Genomic DNA, 17,908 nt, shown 5'->3' with positions numbered 1-17,908 from the left:
GAGTGGTGGTTGCTGAGCTTGTTGGCGTGTTGTCGTTGAGGGCTTACGACGTGTGATCGTCGCGGTATGCCGTTTGTATGAGGTATCCGCAGGTGGTGGGCTGACGCCTGAACGGCAGACGTTTCGCGAGCAGCTCCGGATAGAGGCCGCCGAACGGTTCGGCGCCGGCGCCTCCAACGCGGAGGGCGCCAAGGACTTACGGGCGAGCGTGCGCTCGGTTCAGCGGTGGCGCCGGGCCTGGCAGCGAGCGTGGGGAGGACTGCTTTAGGGTGGCGCGCGGCAGTACTTGCGGGGGAGGGGCGTTGGAGCGAATCGGCTCGTATGCGATAGAGCGGGTGCTTGGTGAAGGCGGGATGGGCACGGTCTATCTCGCCCGCTCGCGAGGCGGGCGCCCTGTAGCGGTGAAGGTGGCCAAACCCGAACTGGCCCGAGACGCCGGCTTTCGGGAGCGGTTCCGGGCAGAGATCACCGCCGCCCGCGCGGTGGGAGGCTTCCACACGGCACCGGTCGTCGACGCCGACCCCGACGCGCCGACACCCTGGCTGGCCACCGCATACATTCCCGGCCCCAGCCTTGCCCAGCTCCTCGCCTCTCAGGGACCGATGCCGGAAGCAGGACTGCGGCAGCTGGGCCTGGCGCTGGCCGAGGCCCTGCAGGCCATCCACGGGTGCGGCCTGGTCCACCGAGACCTCAAGCCAGGCAACATCATCATGGCCGATGACGGCCCCCGCGTGGTCGACTTCGGCATCGCACGCGCCATCGAGGGCGCACGCCTGACGATGACAGGTATCGCCGTCGGCACACCAGGTTTCCTGGCGCCGGAACAGGCCGAAGGACTCCCGGTATCGCCGGCCGCAGACATCTTCGCCCTGGGCGCCGTTCTCGTGGCGGCAGCCGGCGGCAGCCCCTTCGGAGACGGCACCCCGGCGAGCCTGATGTACCGCTCCGTCCATCACCAACCAGACCTCACCACCTTGCCGTCTGCATTGCGCGACACTGTGGCCACCTGCATGACCAAAGATCCACAGCAGCGCCCTACCGCAGAGCAGCTGCTGGACCTGCTCGTTCCCCAGAAACCACCTGTGGAATATGAGCCCACGCTGGTCGCGCCCTCCCCGGTACTCCCTCCCCTGCCTCCGCACCCACCCGGGCCGCCAAGTTTGCCGCCCACTGTGGATTCGGCTGAGGAGAGCCCACAGTTCCTGGCCATGGACCGCAAGAACGCCATCGTGGCCGACGCCGACGGCATCTCCCTCGGCATCAACGGCCACCCGACCGACTTCCCCTGGTACGCGGTCCGGGACATCGTCCACGTGGAATCCGGCCGCGGCCTTGGACTGACGGTGACTGTCCACCTCGCCGACGGCACCTCCCGTTCCTGCCGGGTGACCACCCGCGACGAAGAGGAACTGGACAACTGGATCGACCATCTGACCTTGGTCCGCGAACACTTCCTACCGCCGCGGACAGTATGAGAGCCCGGGCCGTGACTGCCGGGGTCTCTCTGCACATCGGGTAGGGGGCGACCGGCCGGGCAAGGCGTCACACGCCTACTTCTTTCGGATGCTGCCGCTTGAGATCCAATGGACCAGGACCGCGGCCGTGTGTACGGCCGTTTCTGCGGCCTCCTGGGGCACGGGTGCGCTGGTGGGTCCTCCCTCGTGACGGTCTCGCTGTCCGTGCCATAGCAGGCTGATCATTGCAACGACCGCGTCGATGCCGGCGGGCGCCCCTTTCCTGTCGGCGATGGCCATCTCGTACTTGTGTCGTCCCTGGTCCAGATGAGAGCGCACTTTGCCCAGGGTGGGCTCGGCCTCGTTGGGAAGGAAGAGCGGGTTGGCGACGGCCTCGACAGCCTTGATGGCACGGGAGTAGGCGGCGCTCGGGTCGGGTTTGATCCCGTACGCCTCACTGAACGCCGCACGAAGATGATCAGCCGCCGTTTGCGCCTTCGAGACTCCAGCCTCCACGGCTTTGTCGAAGGTTGCATGGACCGTCTCGTCCATCCGGCGTTCAAGCCTGCTGCAGTCTTCGGAAACAGTGAAAGCAGAGTCGCCCTCGCGCAGGATGCCGTCCAACTGGAGAGCGTAAGAGGCAACGGTTTGACGGTCCTGCCAGTCCGCCCCCTGCAGCGCTTGCTGAAGGCAGCTCAGCGTTGCGTCGATGACCTCCAACCGCAGCATCGGGTTCATCCGGTCGTCGAGAACCGCCAGTTCGGCGTACGGGTCACGACCCTTGAGGATCCTCGACGGCAGCTTCAACCGCACCGCCACGGGGGTAGCCATGTCGTACGTGCGCAGCACCTCGTACAGCCATTCGCGGATGGGCACGTCAAGGTGGTCCGGCACGCCGTCTGCCCACAGAGGTTCCGGCTCCGTTTTTCCCGCCAGACGGTCAGTCAGCCGTCGCCATGTATGCGTCACAGGGCGACTGTAAAGTCCGCCGCTGACAACCACGCCCGGCTCGCTTGCTTCTACGTCCACTGCATGCCCAGTTCCCGCAACGCGTCCAATTGCTCCGCGGTGAGCTTGGCCTGGCGCTGCTTGGTGTTGGAGACCCATACGCCCAACTTCACGGTCACCGGTTCCGTTTCGCCGTCGACTACGATCTCTTCGCTGTGCCCGCGTGGTACGGGCCGATGGGCGCCTTCCCGTTCGACCCACTGTGCGAGGGCTTGAACGCCGCGCTGGAAGGCCGCGGACGCCTTCCCGACCCTCTTCGCCGCCGGGGCCGTGACGGAGCGCTCGGTGGGCTTCACACCCAGCGCCGACAGCCGCTCTTGCTGCTCCTCCGAAAGCTCCGCCCACGAATTGGCCTGCCGCTGGAGCCACCGTCCGAGGTCGTCACGGTCGAACGTCACGCCGGGCTGGATGTCGGGCAGGTGGCCGTGGGGTTTGTCGGCGGCGAGGTCGGCGAGGACGCGGTAGTGGTGTTGCCAGTCGAGTGGCCAGGGGCAGTTCCAGTCCGGGTCGATCGCGGCCAGCTGCTTGGCGCGTACGGCGGCCCGCTCCGGGTCCTTCCCGAGACCGCCCTTGCGCCGCAGGTTCGCCAGATGTTGCCCGATGGGCACCATCGCCTCGCCCTCGCCCCAGACTGCGTCCTGGCGGGATGCGAGGTGTCTGGTGGCCCGTCGGTAGGAGCGGAGCGTGGCGAGTTTGGTCTCCCACGCCTCTTCGCCGGGCTCCCAGACCATCCCGGCCTCGGGCGAGTCGAGCAGTTCCTTGCGCCGTGGCTCCAGTTCCCCGCCCGCAGCGCTTTGCGCTGCTGGTGCACCCATCGACCAAGGGGAAAGTCCTTCGTCACGCCCGCTTCGACCTCGGTGTCGTAGGGGACGGCGTGCAGGCCGGTGATCTCGTTCTCGGCTCGCCAGCGGATGAGGGCCTGGTAGCCCTCGAGCCACACCAGGGACTCCGGCCGGTAGACCCGCGTGCGCAGGAACGCGGCGATCGTCGCCGCGTCCCGGGGAGAGGAGGAATGGAGCAGGGCGGACTCGGCAGCGGCGTCGGTGCCGTCCTGCTCCTGGTCCTCGCCCTCACCCTCGCCGCCGACCCCGACGATCTGCTCGTCCTCATCGCGTCGGACATGCACCTTGCGCTGCCCGCTGGTGAGGGCACGCGAGGCGAACTGCTCCACGAGTTGTTCATCATGCGAGCGCAGGCCTTTTATCAAGGGGTGGTGGCAGGGTGTGGTGTGTTTGTTGTGGATGGCGGGCTGGATGTGGGGGTGGCTGCTGAGCGCACGAGAGCGGACATGTGTTGTCGGAGCTCATTTCGCAGAGTGCGATGGGTTTCTAGGGCTGATGTGTGGTCGAGGGCGTGGGCGATAGCGAGTGGCACGCGGCACCCTGGTTCGTGTGCTGCCGTGGTGATGGCTGCTTCGACGGCCAGCGTGGCGTTCTCCTGGAGTCCGCGGGTGAGGGAGAAGGCTGCTGCGGCGCGGACTTGGTACTGCGGATCGCCGGTGAGAGCGACCAGCGTTCCCTGGATGACGGGGTCGTCCGTGTGGTGGCTGAGAGCGGTCACGAGGCGGGAGGCTGATTGGCGTTGCGAAGCGGAGCCGCGCAGCCAGGTGAGGATGCGGTGGAGCGCCGTGGTGCTGTCGACTGCACCGAGGGCGAGGCCGAGGGTGAAGGCTGCCTCGGTGAGGTCCCCGGCTTCGTCGATCAAGCCCGGTACGCCCCTGATCGTGGGTAGTCCCGTCTCGAAGGCAGCCCGCAAACGAGCGGCAGCCGCGGCGGGGAGTTGGTCCGCGCGGGTGGTGAGGGCGCGGACGGCCCCTGCCTTGTGCTCTTGGGCGACCTGAGGGTCGAGCACCGTGTCGATGACGGGGTCCCAGCGGGCATGCTCGGGGAAATAGAAACTGCACAGTGTCAGGAGGCGGGCCCAGTCCCAGCCGCCGAGTCCCCAGCTGTTTCGGTGAGCTTCCTCGAGTTGCTGCTGGCAGTGAGATGCGGCCAGGTCGATCACGTGCCGGCCGGTGAGGGGGGCGAGGTCCGCCAGTGAACGCACTTCGCCGATGGCGTCGATGTCGCCGGCTTCGGTGCGGCGCAGCAACTCGGCTTCGGCCGCAGAGTCGCCGCAGGCGATCAGTACGCCCAGGAGTGCGGCAGACATGCTCGGGCTGCTGTGACCTGTTGCGGCGGCGAGCAGCTGGCTGGAAGAGGCTGCGACGGCAGAAGGCCTCAAGTGTGCAGCGAGTTTTATCAGGTCGGTCTCCGCAGGTTCGCCCGGCCGGTCGGGCAGAATGCGCAGGAACACGTCTGCTGTTTCCGCGTGGACGGCGTCGGTGGCTGCGGACAACACTCGCCAGAGGGCTCTGTGCGCGTAGTGATTGATGGAAAAGAACGGCCACATGCGTTGCGCGAAGGATGTGGGGTCTTCGAGCAGGGTCAGGCAGTGACGTCCGGCTTGATCGGCGAGTTCAGGCGGGAGAAGGTCTCCGGCGTGCCGCAGAAGGGCCAGTTTCGCAGGCGCATTGGTGTGAGTCCATGGTGCCGTCACCGACCGCTGTATCGCGGCTTGTACCGGGCTGGCAGGCCCTGCCGCCCACAGACGTTGAACAGCGGTCTCCAGTGTCTTGGTACAGCCGAAGCGTCTCAGTTCGTCGAGTGTGTCCTCCAGGCCGCGGGCGTGAGTGCCGGCTGGAATCTGGCGAGGCTGGCTGTCCTGCACGCTGAGTTCCGCCGCTGCATCACTGCGCCATGCCGCTTCGTGCTGGATGACTTCATGCCGGGCATGCTGGGCGAGGGCGGCGGCTGCGGGGCCCCGCGTTCCCGCCAGAGAGGCGCTCAGCCACGCGCTGAGCAGACGGTCCTGCGCTTCGTTCGATGGCCAGGTGCCGAGGTCTTCGCACGCTCCCCAGGCGCGGAATGCCTTTTCCTCATGCTCTTCGAGAGCCCAGGCGACGGTTTGAGAGCGCCACCAGGAGGCCGCAGTATCGACGGCTGTCATGGTGGCACCCAGGTTCTTTGCTTCCCGTCCTGAGGTGCGGAAGAGGAAGTCGGCAGCCGACGCACCGATGGCAGCTGCGGTGACGTCATCGAGGTCCAGTGCGACGGTCCGCTGTGCTGCCGCGGCCAGGCGACGGGATGTGCCGAGGTCTCCCCGCTCACTCATCACGATGGCTCGATGTATGAATGCCCAGGCTTGGTCAATGGGGAGGAGGTCCTCGCCCGCCGCTTCCAGGAGGGCTTCTGCTTCTGCCAGCCGCTCGGCGGCGGTGAGGAAGACCGCACCGGTCACGACGCTGGCCGCGATCCGGTGCGCCTGTTCTGTTTTCCGTTTCTTCGGACGCTTGCCGGTGGCCAGTGGTGCGGGGCAGGTGGCTGTGGCGAGGTCGAGGAGCGGCTGGATGTCCACATCCACTGCAGCGCTGTAGTAGGCGGAGAAGAACCGCCATTCCCACAGACGGGAGCGACTGTCGGCCCCGGCAAGCTGAGGATTGGAGCCCTTCTTGCTGTACCACTCCAGGTCCTGGACACGCCCCTGGGTGACCAGGGCGATGGCTTCTTCGGGGGCGAGGGTGCGTTCATAGTCGGTGTTGCGGTGGGGAGCGATGAGACGGGGGGTCAGCAAGGCGTGGCGCAGCGCCCGTCCGGGAGCGACTGCCCTGGCTCCTGCCGCGAATGAGGTGCCTTGGAGCACGGGCTGCTGTTTTGCTGAGGCGGCGACCTTCAGCAGCGTGTCCCGATTACTTGGCTCTACCTTCTGGTGGATCGGCACGTGGATCTTGAAACCGTCCCCCGTGCTCTGAACCGCTTCTTTCGTCACATGCGCCCAGTACGAGGTGCGAGTGGCGTCGTCGTGCATCACGAGCAGGTGAGGCAGGGCGTGCTGGACCCAGTCCTCGAAGTGCCTGGCGTCGCTTTCCGCGTACCACCATCCAGTGCAGGTGCCCTGATCGTCGATGGTCGGTGCGCCGAAATACGAAGGTCCTGACTTGACCTGAGCCGCCATCAGGATAATGCGGTCGAATCGCCGTTCGTCGCGTACCTGCAGGAACAGATCGATACCGAGGTCATGGCGGGTGTTCTCTGAAGGACCCCAGCCAAGATCTGTGAAGTCGGCTATGACCCGGGAGACCCCAGCTCCGCCGGTCTGTTCCTGCTCGCTGCCGCGCATACCCATTTCACAGCCCCCTTCTGACATTCCTGCCGTGCATCGGCAACGACGTCCTCCCGTTGCGATGCACGCTCTTGCGGAGTGGCAAGCGCAGGCCCTTCTGGAGGTCCTCGGCCTCAGGCACGGAGATTATCTGGGTGAGGGGCAGGGGTGAGGGGCGTTTGTTCTGGTTGTCGCCTGCGGGGATGGCCTGCGAGCGAGTGCCGTACGCGTCGCTGTGGGTGGTGGTTGTGTTTGCCACGTGGATGCCGATTTTGTGGCGGAGCGCGCGGTTTCTCCGGTGACTAGTGCCGCATCAGACAACGTTCGCCCCGTTGTCGGCTGGCGGTGTCAGCCCATGCTGAGTGGCGCGGTTTACTCGGCCTCGAGCTGGTGGTCCGCCCAGACGTAGCTTTCGGGCAGCAAGTCGGTGATAAGGACGGTTCGGATGCGGTCTACTTCGCCGACGATGACCTTGAGGGCGGGGAAGTAGTCGAGAAGGGCCTGACGGCACCGGCCGCACGGGGGAACAACCCCTCGGTCGCGGTCGCCCACGGCGACGATCGTGTCCAGCTCATAGGCGCCCTGGGCGGCTGCCGCGCCGATGAGGACCAGCTCGGCGCAGGGGCCTCCCGTGAAGTGGTAGGCGTTCACCGCAGTGGATGATCCGGCCGTCGCTGGCGCGGGCTGCAGCTGCCATGGTGTGGTTGTCTTGGAGTTACCCCGGTCTGACAGACACCGATGGGCTTGTGATCTATGCGGCTGCGTAGAGCGCTCTATGTGGTGTCTTCGCGGCGTGACGACGTTCGTACTCGGCTGGGCTGAGCTGGCCGTTCGCCGAATGGCGGCGCCGGGGGTTATAGAAGCCTTCGATGTAGGCGAAGAGGGCCTGCTCGGCGTGGTGCCGGGTGGGGAAGGCGGTCCGGTCGATGAGTTCGGTCTCCAAGGAGGCGAAGAAGCTCTCGGTGACGGCATTGTCGTAACACGAGCCGGTGCGGCCGGTAGAAGGCCGGATCCCCGCCTCATCGCATCGCTGACCGAACGTCAGGCTGGTGTACTGGGAGCCCTTGTCGCTGTGATGCACGAGACCGGGGCAGGGTCTGCGGGCCGTGACCGCCATGGCGAGGGCGTCGGTGACCAGCTCGGTTCTCATGTGGTCGGCCATCGCCCAGCCGACGATACGGCGGGAGAACAGGTCTAGGACGACGGCGAGGTAGAGCCAGCCTTGATCGGTGGGGACGTAGGCGATGTCCGCACTCCAGCGCAGGTTCGGCGCGCTCGCGGTGAAGTCGCGGCCGATCAGGTCGGGGGCGGCCGTGGCCTGCCGGTCCTGGCGGGTGAGCGAGGCCCGGCCGGTGCGGCGGTGCACGCCGGTCAGCCCGGCCTTGCGCATCAGGCGGGCGACGCGCTTGCGCCCGACGGACAGGCCGTCGATCTCGCGCAGGTCCGCATGGATGCGCGGGGCTCCGTAGGTTCCGTGGGACCGCTCGTGGTGCCCGCGGATCTTCTCCGTGAGCTCGGCGTCCTCCCGCCGGCGGCGGGAGGGGACGCGGTCCCTCCAGGCGTAGTAGCCCTGCCGTGACACACCCAGCAGCCGGGCCATCAGGGAGACGTCGTGGTGTGCCGTGTTCTCGTCAATCAGCCGGTAGCAGATCACCGGCTGGTCTCCCGGACGAAGAAAACCGTGGCCTTGCGGAGGATCTCCTTCTCCTCGCGCAACTGCTTCACCTCGCGGCGCAGCTGGGCGAGTTCCTCCTTCTCGTCGCTGGTCAAGCCGGGGCGTTCCCCGGTGTCCATCCGGTCCTGGTTGGCCCAGGTCCGGATGGTCTGGGCGGACGGCTCGAACTCCTTCGCCAGCTCCTCCGGCGACCGGCCGGCCCGGACCAGCTCGACTATCTGGCGACGGAACTCCGGCGGGTAGGCCGGACGCGTCCTTGGCACGATGAACTCCTCCTTGCGGGACCCAGTGTCCCAAAGCAAAAGGTTGTCCATCAAACCGGGGCAACTTCAAGCCTCCTGTCCGCCAGCCGTTCCCCGAGCGGCGCGCGGATCCTTGCGCGCTCCGGGGAACCGGTAGCGGCCAGCCACAAGCAGCGGCAGACCTCCACCGGTTCGCGGTGCCGGGCAGGGGTCAGGAGGCGCGTACCGGTTCGGCATAAGCGTCGAAGAACCGGTCGCCGGTCAGCTTGTGGTGCGCGAGCTGCTCACCGACGGCCTGCTCGTCGCTCCAGCGGTCGGGGCTGCTGGTGAGCGCGGCCGCGTACTGCATCACCGCCTTCTTCAGCTTCTTGAACGCCTCCGGTGTGACCACGCGCATGCCTGGCAGAGGGGTGGCCTTGGTGTCGCTGACCCGGCTGGGATGCAGCATGACTGGCAGGGCCTTCACCTCCCGGTCGTGCCCGTTCATCCAGCGGACGCTGCCGCCGAGCTGGTCCATGTCCTTCTTCGCGATGGTGGTCGTGTCGGTGCCGCACCCTGTCTTCAGCTCGGTCACCGCCTGCCGCGCCGGGGACAGCGCCCACAGGTTGTCCGGGCCCGTGCCGTGCTGCTTTTCCGGGCGCGAGCTGACGAACCCGAGATGCAGTCCCAGCTTCTGCCACGCCTGCTCGGCGTCGTCGGAGCGCTCCTCGTCGCCCCACACCACGTCCTCGAACAGCTTCTGCACGCCGAGCCGGAGGCTGACGCCGTCGTGGTACTGGCCAGCCAGGAACTCCGCAGCGGCACGGGCTTGTGCCACGGCCGCCCGGATCTGGACCGGGGCAGCGTCCACGGGGCGCAGGACGAACGGGTTGTCATCCAGTGCCCCGGCCAAGGCCCGCTGCGCGTCGGCGCGATTGGTCAGGTGCAGGTAGACGGCCTTCTGCTCGCGCAGCCAGCCCCGCAACGCCTTGTCGCTGGCGTCGAGTTCGTTCACCGCCCGCTGCACGCGGTCGGCCGCGGCCAGAGCTCGGCCGGTGACCGCGAGATCGAACGCCTCGCGCAGCGCGACGGCCTCGCCCCGCACCGTTCCGTGCTCGGCGTAGCGGACCTCCGCCAGCGCCCGCCGACTGCGCTGCGTCCACTGGGGCTGCCGTCCGAGGCAGGCCCGCAGCGCCTGCCGCACTGAATCCAATCCTTCGCCCTTGATCTGGTTGGCGATCTCCCGGCTCAGCTTGAGCTGGGCCTGCGTTGCCGGCGAGAAGAGGGCCAGGTGGCGGCGGTCGTGGATCGCGACCGCGAGGTTCGCCCCGAGCAGCAGGACCGCGCAGTAGTCCTCGCTGTCCCGCACGCCACGGCCCATGCCCTGCTCGATCCGCTGGACCTCCCTCGCCAGGCGGACGGTGCTGTCGGCCAGCGCGACGGACTCCCGCCGCTCCACCCCGTCCAGCGGCCTGGGGACCCCGTCCAGGATCAGCAGACGGCAGGCGCCGTCCGGGAGGTTGACACCGTCGTACTTGTTAACAAGCACCACCAGACCGACATGGCCGCCCTGCAGCTCCTTCACGCCTGCCTCGAGGTCGCCGACCCGCCAGGTGCGGTCGGCGTGGGACGCCCAGGCCGCAGCGGCCGGGTCGCTGGGCACCAGCACCACCACGTTGACCGGATCGGTCTCGGCAATGCCGTCTCCGTCGCGGTCCCCGTCGGCGAACTGGCGGGCCAGCACCCGCACGGCCTCGGAATCCAGGGTCGGGTTGAGCGCCACCGGGGCCAGGATCATGCGCTCGCCGAGGTCGGCCGCGCTGCCCGGCGTGACGGGCTTGGCGACGAGCGCCGGGTCGGCACCGAAGTCGGTTACCAGTGCACTGTCGTCGGCGAGCGTCGCGGTCAGGTAGACCCTGCGACGGGCCCGCACGAACGACGGGAGGCGGTCGATCGGCGGGCACGAAGGCCTGATCTCGATCGCCTTCGACGTCGCTGTCGCGGTGCACAGGTGCAGCACATCGGCGATCAGCGGCCACACGAACATGAAGTCCCGATCCTGCCGGTACGGGCGCAGGATTTTCAGTACCTCGTCATGCTTGTCCGCCCACGCCCAGAACGGGATCGGTGCCAAAGCCGTGGGGTCCTTGTCCTCGAGCTCCTTCCAGGCGTTCGCCGACTGGTGCTGCAGATCCTCGGCGAACAGTTCCAGCAGCTTCCCGTACGCCTCGTGGCCGGCCGGCACCCGCAGTCGGAACTGGTCCTCGGTCCGGGCCAGCGCGGCGTGCGCGTCGTCGACGACAACGACGCCCAGATCGACCGGTTCCTTGCCGTCACCGACGACACCGAAGACCGACATGCCGTTGATCAGCTTCGGGTAGTTCGTCACCAGCACAGCCTGAGCCGTGAGGAACGCCTGGTCCCGCGGATCCTCCGTGGTGACCATGTCCAGCTTGGCGGCCTCCTCGCGGACCTGCTTGACCAAGTAATTGTCCGGCGTCAGGTACACGGCCTTGCCGATGCCCTCGTTCAGGGTGCTCTGCGCGATCAGCAGGCCGACTGCCGTCTTTCCCCCGCCAGTGTTCTGCTTGATCACCACATCGCGGTCATCGCGCCGATGGTCGAACCACTCGTCCAGCACCTCGCCCTGCTCATGCCGCAGGTATGGCCACGGGCGGTCCGCCAGCCCCGCGTAGATGTCCCGGGGCCGCAGCAGCGCCTCGCTGCCCCCCGTGCCGATCAGGTCCCAATTCAGCGCCATCGCGCCGTCCTCCCTCACCTCGCCGGGCAGCACCAAGCTGCCCCGCTTTCCTCGTCTTCGATGCCGCCGCACTCCGACGGCCCGCCCCTTGCGCCCGGGGCTCCCGCACACCAGCCCAGTCCGGGCCGTGGCGGCGGGTCTGACACCGCCCCGCCCCGGGCGGGCGCTTCCCGGCACGCCGACAACGACAACCGGGAACCACCCACCGAGGGTGTCCGTCAGGACGGCACCGCCGACCGCTCCCCGGCGCTACCCCCTCCGGCCGGGAACGGCCGACCCGCGGCGCGGGACGTGACCAGAGCGAGCCACTGTGCCTCGGTGACCGTGGGCCAGCGGCGTGTCCCCATGCGGCCGCGCAGCCCGAGCAGGTCGGCGGCCCGGCCCTCGGCGGCCTCGATCGCCCTGGGCGGGCTGAACGGGTCGGCCGCCATGACGAACACCCTCGCGAAGATGCGGGCCCGCTCTTGGTGACCGAGGTGGTTTCGCAGCCGGGCGCCGACACCGCCGTCGCGGTGGGCCTTGCCCAGCCACCGCAGCCGCCCATCGGCGTCGACCACGAGATACAGCCCGGCGAGCACCTCGTCCAGCACCGCGAGAGTCTCCTCCCGCCGACCTGGCTCCAGGCTGTACGGGACAGGCCAGTTGCCGCGCACCAGCGGACCCAGTGCCGTCCAGGCATGGCGCAGCACCCGTGCATCGACCGCCGGCCCGGCCACCGGCTCCGCGCAGCAGTCCACGCTCACAGCGACATCACCGCCAAGGTGGCCTCGTCCAGCTTGGTCGCGATCTTCCCCGCCTCCTTTTTGATCTTGTTGAAGTCCTCGACGTACAGCGCGCGCACCTCGGCGGACTCCTTCTCCTCGCCGGCCTCTTCACGGGCACGCACGGCCTCCTGGACGGTCATCAGGAGCTGGACGATCTGCTGGGCGACGGCGGTGACGCTCACCGTGTTGCTGGCCACCGTGGAGGCCAGCTCCGCGCGAAGGCGCATCATGCGGACGTGCGGTGGCTCCGGGATCTCTTCTTCGAGTTCTACGGTGGCTCCGCTGCTGTCCTCGGCCTCGGTGCCGGTGATGTCGTTCGAGGGCTGTTGCTTGACCTTGTTCCTGCGGAACGAGGTCAGGGGAAACAGGGTGTCGAACCACTGCTTGTCGGCGAGGACCCCCTCACGCGGCTTGCCGTGTGCGTCGGGCGCCCAGAAGGCACCTGCCGGCAGATCGCCTGCGGTCGGGGATTCCGGGGCGTGCAGCACCGCCTCGGCGAACGCGACCAGCAGCTCACGCGTGACGCCTTCGGGCGGGTCGGTGTAGGCGTTCACCAGCGCCTGGACCGCGTTGGACGGCGCACGCCGCACACCCTTGCGGTCCTCGCCCTTCAGCGAGCCCTGGTTGGGCGTGATGAACGGCTTGGCAGCGCTGATCATGCCGGGCACCAGGTGCCGCCGCACCAGGGTTTCCCAGGCCGTGGCATCTCCCTGCCGGCAGGCGGTCAGCAGCGAGGCCAGGCTGCGTGCATCGGGGCGCACCCCGAACTGCACGTCGAGCTTGCCGAACAGGCCCTCGGCGGCGGCAAGGGGGCCGCGGTGGACGAAGTGCTGGGCGACCACGGCCGCCCACATTTCCGACCGCCGCTCGGCCTTGGCGGCGTTTCTCTGCGCCCAGGCAGCCTCCTGCAGGACGGTACGTACCACCGGCCAGTACCGGCCGGTGGGCATGGGGGCGCGCGGCGCCAGTTCCTGCGGGCGGGGCGGGACCGGCGGGAACACCATCACGGTGGCGCAGCGGATTGCCACGTCCCGCAACGTCAGGGGACTTACCTGGTCACCGGGCGGCAGCAGCACCTTCAGCTCGTCGAGTGCCCGGGCCCCGACCAGGGCGTCGGCGATCGCGTCCTCGTCCAGCTTGCCAGCCGCGACACGGCCCTGAGCGACCTCCTGGGCGAGGAGCTCGCCCAGGAGCCCCTTGGCCTGGTAGGCCTTGACCAGCGTCGACCACAGCCCCAGGGCGCGGTCCATGTCGTCGTAGTCCAGCTGGCCGCGCAGGTGTTCGTGCACGTTCAGCTGGCGCAGCGACTCCTCCAGCCGCTCCGGCCTCCTGGCGCCGACGACCACACGGGCCGGAACCTGCGCGATCCGCCGCGCCCGCTCCGCACGTCCCTCCAAGTCCCGCTCGGGGGCGGCGCACTCGGTGTTCAGCAGGATACTGATCCGCCGCAGGATCTCGCCCAGCCCCCGCACGACCAGCCGCCGGTTCTCCTCCTCCCCGGGAAGGCGCAGCAGGGACTGCGGCACGCCGGTCAGAAGCTGCTGCGCCGACAGACCGAAGACGGCCAGCCGAGCATCGGCACGATTGGCGCCCGTGGCCTGCTGCCCCCGCCAGATGTCCCGCCGCGACCCGTCCCGGTCGACCACCGGGGTGCGCTGCAGCACAACCACGGTGGAATCCCGCTGACCCTCTTGCACGAGGGACTCGGCCAGATCGTAGGGGCGCTGCCGCGCCCGCTGCCGCAGCTTGTCCACGGCGTACCGCTGCACCTCGGCGGCCACGTCCGTGCGGGCCTTCTCCGCCGTGAGCGCCGCGAGCGCCACCCCGTCCTCGGTGACGGCCCGCACCACGGGCAGCGGACGCCGGCCGCCCAGCGCCTGCTCGCACGCCTTGAGCTCCTGCCGGGCACGGGCCAGCTCGTCCTCGGCGATCTTCACCGCGGCCTCCGCCGCGTCCTTCTCAGCCTCCGCCGCGGTCGGGGCCAGCATCCGCAGCGCCGTCTTCGTACGCTCCACGCCGACGGTCCAGGCGGCCACCATCTGCTGCTGGTCGACGAGCTCCTCCAGCCCCTCCAGGTTGTCGGCAGACGGGTGGAGCCAGTCGCTGCGCGTGCGGTCATTGGTGGCCCAGGGCAGCGTCGCCGCCCCGTGCAGGTCCACCCTCAGCAGCAGCAACGCCGCGTCGGTGTCGGGCTGCTCGACGTGACAGGCCGCTTCACGCAGGAAGCGGCCTGCACGCCGGCGCTCGATGACGCGCTTGGCCTCGCTCTGGCCGAGGGCCGGTGCGAGCCCGTCGAGCACGGCCTGCCGAGGAAGGGGCGCGAAGCCCTTGTCCTTGCAGGTGTTGGTGATGGCCTCGTAGAAGTGCTCCACCCAGGTCGGGTGGGTCGGGTACGAGTAGGGCCCCTCGGGGGCCTTACGGGCAGACATGAGCAGCAGACGGTCCATAACTCCGGAAGCCCTCATGGCCCCGGGTGCGACCTGGCGCATCCAGCGGCGCCGGATGCGGCACGCACCCGAACCGCAGGCACTCCCTTCCAGGGAGCACCGGCGAAGGCCGCCATCACCGCCACGCACCTCAGAGCGCGTACCGGCAAAGACCGTCTGCCCCTTCGAGTCCACCACCGGAGACTGTGCACGCCACCGGAAATCTCCCCTCGCAACAGCGGGCTTCCGCAGCGCACGGCTCACGCCTCCACCGCCGACGGCGGCACGAGGCTGACAGGTCGTCGAGACCACTGACGTGCCCTGACAGAGTGCCAGTTACCCAGTAAATCAGACAAGTCGCATAGAAGACGCGCGTAGAACGACAAGATCACATACCGGAAGGGTTCTGCTCGCACCGTTCTCACCGCCCACGCCTCATCCCTCCGTACGCAACTCCGTCCCACCATCAGCCTGTTCGCGCAGGGTGCGAATCCACGTGTTCATGAAGCCGACCGCGCCGGTGTCGTCGCCTGGGGCACGGAAGACATCCGGGTCCCGGGTGAGCTGCTCCATGAGCGTCTTGTACAACCCGTCCAGGAGGGGCCCAGGACGATAACGTGATCCAGGTACCATCCCCCCATTCGTCGATCCGCTCCCGCAGCACGGCGAGCGCCGGCGTGTCCGGCAGCAAGAGCCCGTGCATCGCGTACAACCCGTAGAACCAGCGCAGGCCGACCAGAACCGTCCTGCCCGCACCAGCTCCGCATCACTCGCCCGCTGTACCGGCCCCAGCACGTCCGCGTGCCGCTGGAGCAGCCCACCGCATCCGGGCCACAAGTAGCGGGTGGCCGCGAAGCTCGTGCGGAACGGGGTCCGAAGGAAGGGCACAAGCGCATGGTGCACTCTGCTTAGATCACCGATATGAACGCGAACGAGTCCGCTGCTGCCAGCCTGCTCGACCGCTTAGACACCCTCTGGGAATCGGACAAGCTCTGGGTGGTGCTCGCCGTCCTTGTGGCGGCCATCGGTGTGTACGTCACCTATCGCGCCGCCCATCCGCGCCGTCGGCTGGTGTACGCCTTCACTTCCGCGCCGCTGATCCAGCGCCACCAGCGAGACCTCAGCTCCAATGTGATTCGGGTCAGCGTGGGAGGCCGCAACTTGGCCGATCCGCGCCTCGTTACCCTGCGGCTGGAGAGCCGGGGGACGAAAGACATCGCCACCGCCCAGTTCGACAACGGCACACCGATCGAGGTGGCGTTGGGCCTGCCGATCGTGGAGATCGTCTCTTTGGAGACTGAGCCGCCGCACGCCCAGGGACCCACGTGCACGCTGCAAGACCGTGTGCTGCGCATCGGACCTGGGCGCTTGGGCGCCGGGGAGACGGTGTCGTACACACTGCTGGTCGACGGCACGCCGCCCCACTACCGGCTCCGCCATCAGCTCATCGATGTGCAGGTGCGGGCCAAGTGGCGCCTGGACCGGACCGGTGAGCCTATCGACGAGTGCACCTAGCGGGTCAGCAGTGGTTGCAGATCAAAGGCTCATGCACGGAAGCCGCGATGGTTGGCGACCGGACGGCCCGCAGGCGCCCCGGCTGGCCGGCCCCGGCATCGCCCCGCGCTCTTCACCCCACGCGGCGATCGAACCGCGCCCGCACCCCACCGTCCCCGACCACCAGGAGCACACGGGCCCCTGCCGGGACGATCACTGCTGACGTCAAAGGGCCCGGCGCTGGATCAGGTCTATGCCGAGGACGAGCAGCAGTTGCCGCCCAGCCTGGTCGAACTGCTCCTGGAGGGAGGGCTCATCAAAGAGGCTGGCCAGCTGTCCGGCCTCGGTGGCGAGGTCACCGCGCTGGGCGAGGTAGTCGGCCATGGAAGCACGGTGGACGGCTCGGGCCCGCTCCAGCAGCGCGGCGTCCACCTTCTTGCCCAGGGTGCGGCCCAGCGCGGCGCACAGGGCCTCGACGTGGAGCACGACCGCCTCGACGGTCAGCGGTGTCTGCGCGGGCCCGAGTGCGCGGACGAGACCGCTGACAGCGAACACCGACTCCGGCTCCATCACGTCCCGCACGGCGTCCAGCAGCTCGGCCCGCCCGCGCACCGTCAGCGCTTTTCCGTTGCCCAGCTCGGTGACCACCCGCACGAACCGGGCCCGCGCGGTCGTCGTGGCCAGCTGATGCCCTACCTGCTCCAGCAGACCCACGGCGCCTTCGTGCGCCACCTCCTGGCTGCGCCGGCCGCGCCCCACCCATGTCACCCATGCCCGCTGCGCCTGCCGCGTGGGAACGTAACCGTCCCACCACAGCCACATGGGCAGCGGCACCTGCGCGAGCGCGTTCAGGTGCGCCACCTGCTGCCGTTTGTCCAGCAGGAGCAGCAGCAGTCGACGCTGGTTGATGCTGCGCTCGGCCTTGTCCGAGCCACGCCGCGGGGTACGCAGACGCGGCTGGTCCAGCAGCCCTTTGGTAATCCAGTCGTGGATCCGCCGAACGGTCATGTCCGGATAGCTGGCGGCGTGGGCGTCCGCGACGAGATCGTCGATGGTGCCGGGCTTGGTGATGCTCTCCCAGGTGTACACGGGGTGGAAATTACATCGTTCTCTCCCCACCCAGGGCCCTGTTGAGGATGCAGTGCCCACCGCCCGGCTGCCACGATCAATTCAGCAGCACAACGACCCGGTCGGCCGTCTCCCGCGGACCGCCCCGCTGCACCACCTCACCAACCTTGCACGGTGCACCGCCGCGCCCTGCCCGAACGAAGGACATCACCATGTCGAAGAAGAACCGCACTCCCTCCACCACCCCGCACCAGAACCACGTGGCGCCCACCCCCGCCTCGTGGCGGCGCCTCGTCTCCGTAGCGCTCCTCACCGGAGCCGTCCGCCACATCGGGGGCCTTCTGGCCGGCCTCGCAGTGACCTGGTGGCAGCATGATTGACGTCCGCCGCCCGGTGACACACGCCCGAGCACGAAGAACTCAATATCTTTGCAACCAAGTCCAACTGACATCACCTCACTCGCCCCGGAACACACCACACCGCCCACCGCAATCTCCAACTCAGGGGGGCAGACACCCCGAACCCGGATTCACCAAAAGTTCCGTAACTAAGGAAACAGCCCCCAGCCGCCCTGCCCTGTAGCCAGCTGCCCGCGAAAGCGGGCCAGGTCCGGGAGCGCAGCGGACGGACCCTCAAGATCCCCTCTAGGAGCGCAGCGACGAGGGGGGCGACGAGGGGGGCGACGAGGGGAGCGACGAGGGAGCCGGAAGGTCACCAACCCAACCTCCGGATACAGCAAAAGTCCTGACGGACGGAAACGCTGCTCGGAGCGCAGCGCAGAGCCAACTCCTCGCAACGCGAGGAGTTCCACTCCCATCACCCGCGCGCAGCGCGGGGCTTCGCTCAACTTCCGTGCTCCGCACGGAAGTTCCCTGTGAGCCTGCGCAGCGAGCTCTT

At 68.5% G+C, this 17,908-nt stretch carries 12 protein-coding genes and 2 pseudogenes; 4 read left to right on the top strand and 10 right to left on the bottom strand.

Features of this window, described 5'->3' with window-relative positions; all coding sequences use genetic code 11:
• Positions 1–52: 52 nt before the first annotated feature.
• Positions 53–268 carry a helix-turn-helix domain-containing protein gene (locus OHB56_RS00070; protein WP_406350897.1) on the top strand — a complete coding sequence of 72 codons (216 nt, stop codon included), beginning with the start codon at positions 53–55 and terminating at the stop codon, positions 266–268.
• Positions 269–302: 34 nt separating this feature from the next.
• The gene (locus OHB56_RS00065; protein ID WP_406350895.1) at positions 303–1,475 is read left to right on the top strand and encodes a serine/threonine-protein kinase; all 1,173 of its coding nucleotides are present in this window, start codon (positions 303–305) and stop codon (positions 1,473–1,475) included.
• A gap of 75 nt (positions 1,476–1,550) precedes the next feature.
• On the opposite strand, the gene OHB56_RS00060 is transcribed toward OHB56_RS00065, so the two are convergent.
• The 9 genes and pseudogenes from OHB56_RS00060 to OHB56_RS00020 all read right to left on the bottom strand — a co-directional run bounded on the left by OHB56_RS00060 (position 1,551) and on the right by OHB56_RS00020 (position 15,022).
• Positions 1,551–2,423 (bottom strand): hypothetical protein, encoded by an 873-nt coding sequence (locus tag OHB56_RS00060; RefSeq protein ID WP_406350893.1) that lies wholly within the window; start codon positions 2,421–2,423, stop codon positions 1,551–1,553.
• A gap of 50 nt (positions 2,424–2,473) precedes the next feature.
• Positions 2,474–3,669, bottom strand: a pseudogene (locus OHB56_RS00055) (helicase associated domain-containing protein); the annotation flags it as partial.
• Positions 3,666–6,620: a DUF4365 domain-containing protein gene (locus tag OHB56_RS00050; protein ID WP_406350892.1), complete on the bottom strand. Its 2,955-nt coding sequence runs from the start codon at positions 6,618–6,620 to the stop codon at positions 3,666–3,668. The pseudogene OHB56_RS00055 and the gene OHB56_RS00050, both read right to left, overlap by 4 nt.
• Positions 6,621–6,974: 354 nt before the next feature.
• Positions 6,975–7,311, bottom strand: a pseudogene (locus OHB56_RS00045) (cytidine deaminase family protein); the annotation flags it as partial.
• 42 nt (positions 7,312–7,353) lie between these two features.
• Positions 7,354–8,540, bottom strand: a protein-coding gene (locus OHB56_RS00040) for an IS3 family transposase (protein WP_406350890.1) whose coding sequence is annotated in 2 segments (ribosomal slippage) — positions 7,354–8,294 and positions 8,294–8,540 — 1,188 coding nt in all. Because the reading frame shifts where the segments join, the coding sequence is not laid out codon by codon here.
• A 190-nt stretch (positions 8,541–8,730) separates the two neighbouring features.
• Complete coding sequence (locus tag OHB56_RS00035) at positions 8,731–11,292, bottom strand: DEAD/DEAH box helicase family protein (RefSeq protein WP_406358858.1); 2,562 nt, start codon at positions 11,290–11,292, stop codon at positions 8,731–8,733.
• Positions 11,293–11,477: 185 nt separating this feature from the next.
• A complete protein-coding gene (locus OHB56_RS00030; RefSeq protein ID WP_406350888.1) occupies positions 11,478–12,002 on the bottom strand; it encodes a hypothetical protein in 525 nt (174 codons plus the stop codon).
• The gene (locus tag OHB56_RS00025) at positions 11,999–14,452 is read right to left on the bottom strand and encodes a hypothetical protein (RefSeq protein ID WP_406350886.1); all 2,454 of its coding nucleotides are present in this window, start codon (positions 14,450–14,452) and stop codon (positions 11,999–12,001) included. Before OHB56_RS00025 ends, OHB56_RS00030 begins: the two co-directional genes overlap by 4 nt.
• 432 nt (positions 14,453–14,884) lie before the next feature.
• Positions 14,885–15,022, bottom strand: a complete 138-nt coding sequence (locus tag OHB56_RS00020; protein ID WP_406350885.1) for a hypothetical protein — start codon at positions 15,020–15,022, stop codon at positions 14,885–14,887.
• Positions 15,023–15,370: 348 nt separating this feature from the next.
• Here OHB56_RS00020 and OHB56_RS00015 point away from each other — a divergent pair, with 348 nt between their 5' ends.
• Positions 15,371–15,964 (top strand): hypothetical protein, encoded by a 594-nt coding sequence (locus OHB56_RS00015; protein WP_406350883.1) that lies wholly within the window; start codon positions 15,371–15,373, stop codon positions 15,962–15,964.
• Positions 15,965–16,168: 204 nt separating this feature from the next.
• Here OHB56_RS00015 and OHB56_RS00010 read toward each other — a convergent pair whose 3' ends face one another.
• Complete coding sequence (locus OHB56_RS00010; protein WP_406350881.1) at positions 16,169–17,032, bottom strand: hypothetical protein; 864 nt, start codon at positions 17,030–17,032, stop codon at positions 16,169–16,171.
• Between the two features lie 191 nt (positions 17,033–17,223).
• Here OHB56_RS00010 and OHB56_RS00005 point away from each other — a divergent pair, with 191 nt between their 5' ends.
• Positions 17,224–17,391 carry a hypothetical protein gene (locus tag OHB56_RS00005; RefSeq protein WP_406350879.1) on the top strand — a complete coding sequence of 56 codons (168 nt, stop codon included), beginning with the start codon at positions 17,224–17,226 and terminating at the stop codon, positions 17,389–17,391.
• The last annotated feature ends 517 nt before the right edge of the window (positions 17,392–17,908 follow it).

This window comes from Streptomyces sp. NBC_01635 (assembly GCF_045209715.1).
In the GTDB taxonomy this organism is placed as follows: Bacteria; Actinomycetota; Actinomycetes; order Streptomycetales; family Streptomycetaceae; genus Streptomyces; species Streptomyces hirsutus.
This window is presented reverse-complemented; position numbering and strand designations above follow the sequence as displayed.

Bases quoted from the DNA above. Each gene is read 5' to 3' on its own strand.
- OHB56_RS00050 (WP_406350892.1), bottom strand. From the start codon at position 6,620: ATGCGCGGCAGCGAGCAGGAACAGACCGGCGGAGCTGGGGTCTCCCGG.
- OHB56_RS00025 (WP_406350886.1), bottom strand. From the start codon at position 14,452: ATGTCTGCCCGTAAGGCCCCCGAGGGGCCCTACTCGTACCCGACCCAC.
- OHB56_RS00020 (WP_406350885.1), bottom strand. From the start codon at position 15,022: ATGGAGCAGCTCACCCGGGACCCGGATGTCTTCCGTGCCCCAGGCGAC.
- OHB56_RS00015 (WP_406350883.1), top strand. From the start codon at position 15,371: ATGAACGCGAACGAGTCCGCTGCTGCCAGCCTGCTCGACCGCTTAGAC.
- OHB56_RS00005 (WP_406350879.1), top strand. From the start codon at position 17,224: ATGTCGAAGAAGAACCGCACTCCCTCCACCACCCCGCACCAGAACCAC.